General features: G+C 35.5%; 10 protein-coding genes. 1 reads left to right on the top strand and 9 read right to left on the bottom strand.

Annotated features, from left to right (window positions below; genetic code table 11):
- Positions 1–117 precede the first annotated feature (117 nt).
- On the bottom strand, positions 118–1677 hold the full coding sequence (locus CW752_RS13010; protein ID WP_101240143.1) for a sodium:solute symporter: 1560 nt from the start codon (positions 1675–1677) through the stop codon (positions 118–120).
- Between the two features lie 308 nt (positions 1678–1985).
- Between CW752_RS13010 and CW752_RS13005 the strand changes: the two genes are divergently transcribed.
- On the top strand, positions 1986–2831 hold the full coding sequence (locus CW752_RS13005) for an NAD(P)-dependent oxidoreductase (protein WP_101240142.1): 846 nt from the start codon (positions 1986–1988) through the stop codon (positions 2829–2831).
- A gap of 113 nt (positions 2832–2944) precedes the next feature.
- On the opposite strand, the gene CW752_RS13000 is transcribed toward CW752_RS13005, so the two are convergent.
- The 8 genes from CW752_RS13000 to CW752_RS12965 form a co-directional block, all read right to left on the bottom strand.
- Complete coding sequence (locus CW752_RS13000; RefSeq protein WP_185117629.1) at positions 2945–3232, bottom strand: GNAT family N-acetyltransferase; 288 nt, start codon at positions 3230–3232, stop codon at positions 2945–2947.
- Between the two features lies 1 nt (position 3233).
- Positions 3234–3629: an OsmC family protein gene (locus tag CW752_RS12995; RefSeq protein ID WP_101240141.1), complete on the bottom strand. Its 396-nt coding sequence runs from the start codon at positions 3627–3629 to the stop codon at positions 3234–3236.
- A 2-nt stretch (positions 3630–3631) separates the two neighbouring features.
- Positions 3632–3847 carry a (4Fe-4S)-binding protein gene (locus CW752_RS12990; RefSeq protein ID WP_101240140.1) on the bottom strand — a complete coding sequence of 72 codons (216 nt, stop codon included), beginning with the start codon at positions 3845–3847 and terminating at the stop codon, positions 3632–3634.
- Between the two features lies 1 nt (position 3848).
- Positions 3849–4427 (bottom strand): TMEM175 family protein, encoded by a 579-nt coding sequence (locus CW752_RS12985; protein ID WP_101240139.1) that lies wholly within the window; start codon positions 4425–4427, stop codon positions 3849–3851.
- Positions 4420–4959 carry an NADPH-dependent FMN reductase gene (locus CW752_RS12980; RefSeq protein ID WP_101240138.1) on the bottom strand — a complete coding sequence of 180 codons (540 nt, stop codon included), beginning with the start codon at positions 4957–4959 and terminating at the stop codon, positions 4420–4422. Before CW752_RS12980 ends, CW752_RS12985 begins: the two co-directional genes overlap by 8 nt.
- Before the next feature lie 26 nt (positions 4960–4985).
- Entirely contained in the window at positions 4986–5885 is a 900-nt protein-coding gene (locus CW752_RS12975) for a pirin family protein (RefSeq protein ID WP_101240137.1), read from the bottom strand.
- A gap of 54 nt (positions 5886–5939) precedes the next feature.
- Positions 5940–6251: a GNAT family N-acetyltransferase gene (locus tag CW752_RS12970; protein ID WP_101240136.1), complete on the bottom strand. Its 312-nt coding sequence runs from the start codon at positions 6249–6251 to the stop codon at positions 5940–5942.
- Between the two features lie 238 nt (positions 6252–6489).
- Positions 6490–7365, bottom strand: a complete 876-nt coding sequence (locus CW752_RS12965) for a pirin family protein (protein ID WP_101240135.1) — start codon at positions 7363–7365, stop codon at positions 6490–6492.
- Positions 7366–7385 lie beyond the last annotated feature (20 nt).

The following is a 7385-nucleotide window of genomic DNA, read 5'->3' as shown; positions in this document are numbered from 1 at the left end:
AAAATAGAAAATTCTTATCCCGAATTCAGGTTAATTAATAAAAAAGGCTGTTTTCATCAATTGAAAACAGCCTTTGTATATTTATAAAGTAAACTGATAATTAAAAACTCTGAAACTCTAAACGACTTTTAAATATTGCTTATCCTTTACCATCCATAAACCGATAAAGGTAAGAAGTCCGTTCAAGGCTATCAATTCCACTCCAATTCGGTAGTCTGTATAGGTGGTAACAGATAAATTGATCAGATAAGTCATAACAGGTGCTAAAATAGTAACTGCAAGAATTGAATATTTTTTTGAAATCTTAAACTTGGTGAAAATTCCGAAAGCGAAAAGACCTAAAAGCGGACCATACGTATATCCGGCGATTTCCATAATAAGATACACAATTGATTTATCATTCAAGGCTTTGAAAACCATAATCAAAATAAAGAAAACCACTGTAAAGGTCAGGTGTACTTTCATACGAAGACGTTTTTTTTCTTTTTCTGTTTTGGATTTATCTTCGTTAAGGTTTAATAAATCTACACAGTATGAGCTTGTCACTGCAGTTAATGCTCCGTCAGCCGAAGGAAATAGTGCAGAAATTAACCCAATAATGAAAATAATAGAAATAACCATTGGGAAGTGCCCCTGAAGGGAAAGAGCAGGGAAAAGATCGTCTCCCATGATATTCTTGATATTTCCTGAAGCGTCTTTAAATCCGAAAATATTGGTAACCGTTTCGCCATTTATAGTTCCATATTCTGCTCCATTTTGCAAAGCAAAAAGATAAAGTAATCCTCCTAAAAATAAGAAAGCAAGATTTACAAAAAGAAGGGTTCCGGCAAAAGTCAACATGTTTTTCTTAGAATTTTTAAGATTATCAACAGAAATGTTTTTCTGCATCATCTCCTGGTCCAATCCTGTCATGGCGATCGTAATAAATATTCCTCCTAAAATCGTTTTAAGGAAGAACGTCTTGGAATTAGGATCAAAATTAATGAAGTGGGTATAATTTTTTTGTTCCAGAATAGTATAAGCTTCACCAAAAGATAAATTCAGGTTGGATAAAATGTAGACGATACATGCCACTAAACTGATAATCATAAAAGAAGTCTGTAAAGTATCGGTAATGACAATTGTTTTTACACCTCCTTCAAAGGTATATAAAAGCACCATCAGTAATAGGACCAGAGACGTTAGCCAAAACGGAACTCCTAATCCTTCAAGCAAAAAAATCTGCAATACATTTACAACCAAATATAGTCTTGCCGTTGCGCCAATCGCCCTGGAAATAATAAAAAATATCGAACCTATTTTATGGGCTTCTACATTAAATCTTTTTCCTAAATAGGTATAAATGGAAGTAAGGTTCATTTTATAATACAGTGGAAGTAGTATTGCTGCAACAATAAAATATCCGATGAAGAAACCTATCACCATCATATAATATTCAAAGCCCCCATAAATATATTCCGTACCGGTCATTTTTCCGACTGTTCCCGGAACAGAAATAAAGGTAACACCGCTTAAGCTGGTTCCTATCATTCCAAAGGCTACAAGCCACCATTTACTTTTCTTGTTTCCGATAAAGAAAGACTGGTTATCCGAATTTCGGCTGGTAAAATAAGAAATTACCAAAAGACCGATGAAATAGATAAAAACAAATAGCAAAAGGATAGTTCCTGAATTCATTCTTAATTTTTAAATTTTAGCAAATATATAAAAAAGGATCACTTGTGAAGAGTGAATTTGAAATACACTTAATTTCAGGGGCAATTATGAATAGTGTGCCGGCTTTATATAGATCTTGATCCATTTCTGTTCGTAAATTTCGGTTAGTTTTTAGGTTTTTAAAAACCGATGAACATCAGAAAGTATTAGAAAATTGATTATTTCTATTGTAAAACAAAGAGCAATGCAATTAAAATTTAATTTGACAATTTATTTCCCTAAGTTTATAGGGCTTATTTCATTAATAAATAATACATTAAATTTTAAAAATGGAGATAGAAAAATTAGGATTTATAGGATTGGGGAGTATGGGACATCCCATGGCTAAGAATTTAGAAAAGGCAGGTTTTTCCCTTGGGGTTTATAACAGAACTGCTGAAAAGGCAGAGGCATTTAAAAATCAGTCTGTGGTGTATACAAGTGTTCAGGAATTGGTGAAAAATTCTGATATTATTTTTACGATGTTAACCAATGACGCGGCAGTAAGAGCAGTATACGAAGAAATTCTTTCTGTAGATATTCGTGGGAAATTGTTAATAGACATGAGTACCGTTTCCCCTGAAATCAGTAAAGATATCGCTTCAGCAGTTAAAATAAAAGAAGCCGGCTTTATTGACGCTCCTGTAGCCGGGAGTACCAAACCGGCAGCTGAAGGAACATTAATTATTATGGCCGGAGGAGATGAAAGAGATGTTTTACGGGCCGAGCCTTATTTACAAAAACTGGGGAAAGCAATTAAACATCTCGGTGAAAACGGAAAAGGTATTGCCGCAAAATTATCTGTGAATTACTTTATTTCTGCATTATATCAGGGGCTTGCCGAAACCATTCTATTTTCAGACAAATTAGGGATCGAACGAAAGGATATGCTGGAAATTATTAATGAGAGTGCCAGTGGAAGCGGTGCCACCAAGGTAAAAACGCCATTGTTGATTAGTAATCATTATGAGCCTTCATTTGCCCTGGACCTAATGTTGAAAGATATTCTTCTGGCCAAAAAAGCCGGAGCTGATTATCCTTTGTCAAAAACCTTAAGCGAAACTTACCAGGCTGCTCATGATGCAGGATTTGGGGAAGATGATGTGATAGGCATTATCAACTATTTGAAACAATAAATAGGAACCAGTTACACAAAACAAACATTGTCAAAATGAGTATTTGTGAGTAAAAATAAAACCCTTTCATAGTATATCTACGAAAGGGTTTTATTGTAGGGTGAAAACAGTGACTAATTCACTAAAACATCCTGAAGTTCCACATTCTTTTGAAAGCTGGCTTTAGCAAAAGGACAGAGAGGAATAATCTTTTTTCCGTTCTTTCTTGCATAATCTACAGCAGCTAAAAGCATTTCTTTACCTACTCCTTTTCCATTATAGGCTTCCTCCACTTCGGTGTGGTCAATAATAAATCTTTCTTCTCCGGCCCAGGTATAGGTCATCATTCCTGCGCGTCTTCCATCTATGAAAGCTTCAAAACTTCCGTGTTTTTCGTCGTTGTTTTGTTTTACTTCGATCATGTTATGAGAATTTTGTTAATATGTCTATTTCGTTGGTTAATATTTTATGAACAGGGCAGGCGTCTGCAATGGTGTGTAATCTTTTCAGCTGCTCTTCATCCAGAACTCCTTCGAAACTGATATCTCTTTTAAAAATGGCTCTTTTAGTTAATGGGAAATTTTCCAACTCCACTTCTACATTGATGTTTTCTACATCCCATTCCTTTCTTTCAATATACATTCTTAAAGTAGCAGCTGTACAACTTGCCAGAGAGGTCGCTAAAATTTCTAAAGGATTAAAACCTTTATTTTGCCCACCTTTATCTATGGGTTCGTCGGTAATAATTGTATTTTCACCGGCTGTTACCTCTGTATAATATTTTGTTTTTCCTAAACTTGCTTTTACGGTTACCGCCATTATTATTTTGTATTGAATTTATAACTTAAAGCCCCGGAAGGGCATTGGTCTATTTGCTTTTGAAGCTCTTCGGGGGTTGCATTTTCTGCTTTTATCCAAGGTCTGTCCTTAGGATTATAGACTTTGGGAAGTAATTTTACACAGACAGCTGAGTGGATACACTTTTTAGGCTGCCAGATGACAGTAATGTCGCCGTTGGGATATTCGTGTGTTTCCATATTAATTTTCTTTTAATGATTTTTCGATTCTTTTGTCCGGAATCAGCCATATGAGAGCCACGATATAATAAAAACCTATGGCAATATAAGGATAAAAAAATGAAGTAGCGATTCCTAAAACATAAAATATGATGGATATATATTCTTTATATTTTGAATGGATGGCTTCTTTTAATCTTGAATTTTCACCTTCACAACGGATAATGACATTTTCCAGAATAGTATAAGCAATAGCGGACATAATCAGTCCAATACCATAGGTTGCAACCGGGTTTTTTGCAAAACCTGTTGTCCCTATCCATTCTGTAGCAATAGGCATTAATGAAAGCCAGAATAACAGATGGAGATTGGCCCAAAGAATACCTCCGTTTACTTTTTTTACTGCCTGGAATAAATGATGGTGGTTATTCCAATAAATTCCCACATATATAAAACTGAAAATATAAGCTAAAAACTTAGGCAGTAAAGGTTTGAGACTGGTCCAATTGCTCCCTTCCGGTACTTTTAACTCAAGTACCATAATGGTGATAATGATGGCTAAAACACCATCGCTAAAAGCTTCCAGTCTACCTTTAGTCATTGGTTTTAATCTGGTTTTTAAAGTCTTTGATCTTGGTTTTTAAATCCGTCAGCATATCAGGATTAATGACACCACTTTCAAGATCAAAATTTTCATAAAATTTAGGCAAAGAGAACGTTTCTTTAATATCTGCTGCAAATTGTGGAAAGAACGTTTTTGCGGTATTCATTACATTGCCGCCACCGTAACCGCCGGGAGATGTACTCATCAAAAACATCGGTTTATTTTGAAATACCTTTACATTAATCCTTGATGACCAATCGAAAATATTTTTAAATGCTGCGCTATAAGATCTGTTGTGCTCTGCTAAGGAACAAATGATAACATCACATTCTTCAATTACTTTTAGAAACTGATGTGCTGCATCCGGAAACCCTTTCTTTTCAAGATCTACGGAAAAAACAGGCATTGTGAAATCGTTGAGATCAAGCAAATTGATTTCTTCATTCTGAAAATCTTTCAAAACAAATTTTACCAATTCTCTGTTGATTGAAGTGGAAGACGAACTTCCTGCAAATGCTAATATTTTCATGGCTTAATGGTCTGTCTGGGCAAAAATTATTTTCTGTTTAAAATAGCTTTAGGAAGTGGGACATATTCTTGTTCATCACCCGGAACAAGTGGAAATGCATCATGGTTTTGATCATTCCAGTTTACCTTGGCCTGGTCGATGAGTTCTTTGTCCGAATTTACAAAGTTCCAGAATATGAAACGCTCTTCATCGAAAGGCTCACCACCGAAAAGATAGACTGTTCCGTTTTCGCTCATATCAAATTCACAAAGTTTGGTGTCTTTTGCAATCATGAGTTGTTTTGAACCATAAGAGTTCCCTTCCGTAGTCACTGTTCCATCCAAAACATACATTGCTGCTTCACCATACAGGTCTTTTCCGATGCTTATTTTCTTTGGCTCTTTTGTTTTGATTTCAAGGAAAAACAATTTGCTGTGCACGGGAACCGGAGATGTTGTTCCAAACGCTTCACCGGCAATTAATTTATATTGAATTCCATCTTCTTCCCAAACCGGAATGTCCTCCGCTTCAATATGATTGAAAGTTGGCTCAGACTGTTCAAGATGTTTAGGCAAGCCTACCCAAATCTGAAATCCGTGAAGTCTTTTATCGCTGTGTCTTAAATATTCAGGAGTTCTTTCAGAATGTACCACTCCTTTTCCGGCAGTCATCCAGTTAACAGCTCCTGGCTTTATTTCAATAGCGCTTCCAATACTGTCTCTGTGAAAAATAGATCCCTCAAGCAGATAAGTTAAGGTAGATAATCCGATATGAGGATGAGGAGGAACATCAAGGTTTTGATAATCCTTTAATTCGGAAGGTCCCATATGATCGATAAAAACAAAAGGTCCCACAGCTCTTTTTTCACGGAAAGGAAGAAGTCTTCCTACGAGAAAATTTCCTATATCTGCTGCTTTTTCTTCAATGATAAGTCCAATATTTGACATGATGATGTAATCTTTTTTAAATTTTAAATAATTGAAATGGTTTTTGCAAAGAATTTAAAGTTTGTCGTATCCTTCAAATTTTTCGTCAACAATACGTTTCCACTCAGGATGCTTTTTGATAAATGCAAAAACATAAGGGCAAAATGGGAGTAGTTTTTTCCCACTTTCTTCAATATAGTTCAATGTTTTTTCCACTACTGCCGCAGCAGCACCAGTTCCTGCTAATTCCGGTTCTGCTTCAGTATGAATTAATGCAATTTGATGCTTGGTTTCACGGTAATCTATGAATGCATAGTGCCCATTAACGTCTATCTCGAATCTTTTATCGGTCTTTACAAGAGGTATGTTTTCAAATTCTGGTTTCATAATTTTTTGTATTAAAAGTTTATTAAGATCTAGGTTGAAAGAAGTTAATATTCTTTGCGTTATAAAAGAAATACAGCTGAGAAAACAAACCTTATAGATTTTTAGGACCTATAAGGTTTATATCCCCAAACATTACTTAACTTAACATTAATCTTTACACTTCAACCCGATATAATGATATATAAAGTTAGTAAAAAAAGAGTTTATTTAAGATTAAGAGAAATTTAATTCTATCCTTTTAATCTTCAAGATATCCGAATTTTCCGGTATTGAAATCCTCAAAAGCTTGCATAATTTCCTCTCTGGTATTCATTACAAAAGGTCCGTGAGGATAAATAGGTTCATTAATTGGCTCCCCACTGATAATTAAAACAACCGAATCTTCTTTTGCTTCAATAGAGAATGTTTCGCCTTCATTATTAAATAAAACAAAATGATCTGCGGGAACTTTTTCTTCTCCGTTTACAATAATATTTCCTTCAATCACCAATCCTGCGGTATTGAAATGAGCAGGGAAGTTAAATTCTGCCTTTCCTCCGGCTTTAAGTTTTGCATTCATCATATGAACAGGAGTGAAAGTGGTAGCGGGACCTTTATGTCCGTTATACTCCCCGGCAATTACCTCTACGAATCCATTTTCACCTAAATCCACTCTTTCCATTTTAGAGTTTTCAATAGCCTGATATTTTGGATGGCTCATTTTATCTTTTGCCGGAAGGTTGACCCAAAGCTGAACCATTTGAAAGATTCCTCCGTTTTTCGCCCATTCTGTTTCGTGATATTCTTTATGAAGAACTCCTTTTGCTGCTGTCATCCACTGTACGTCACCTTCTCCGATAATGCCACCACCGCCTGCGCTGTCATGGTGTTCTACTTTTCCATTATAAGCTATCGTTACGGTTTCAAACCCTCTGTGCGGATGAACTCCCACGCCCCTTGGTCTGTCAGAGCCATTGAAGTGAAATTTTGAATTATAATCAAGCATAATGAACGGGTCCATTCTTTTCATGTCTAATCCATGTACACCTGGAATAAAATTATGAACCCTAAAACCATCACCTACAAAGTGTGCAGGTCTTGGAGATACTACGATTTCTACTTTTTTAGTTGCCATAATATTGTTGATTTTATGTA

The organism is Chryseobacterium sp. PMSZPI (genome assembly GCF_002835665.1).
GTDB lineage: Bacteria > Bacteroidota > Bacteroidia > Flavobacteriales > Weeksellaceae > Chryseobacterium.
The sequence above is the reverse complement of the archived record's forward strand: the minus strand, read 5'-3'. Positions and strand labels throughout refer to the sequence as shown.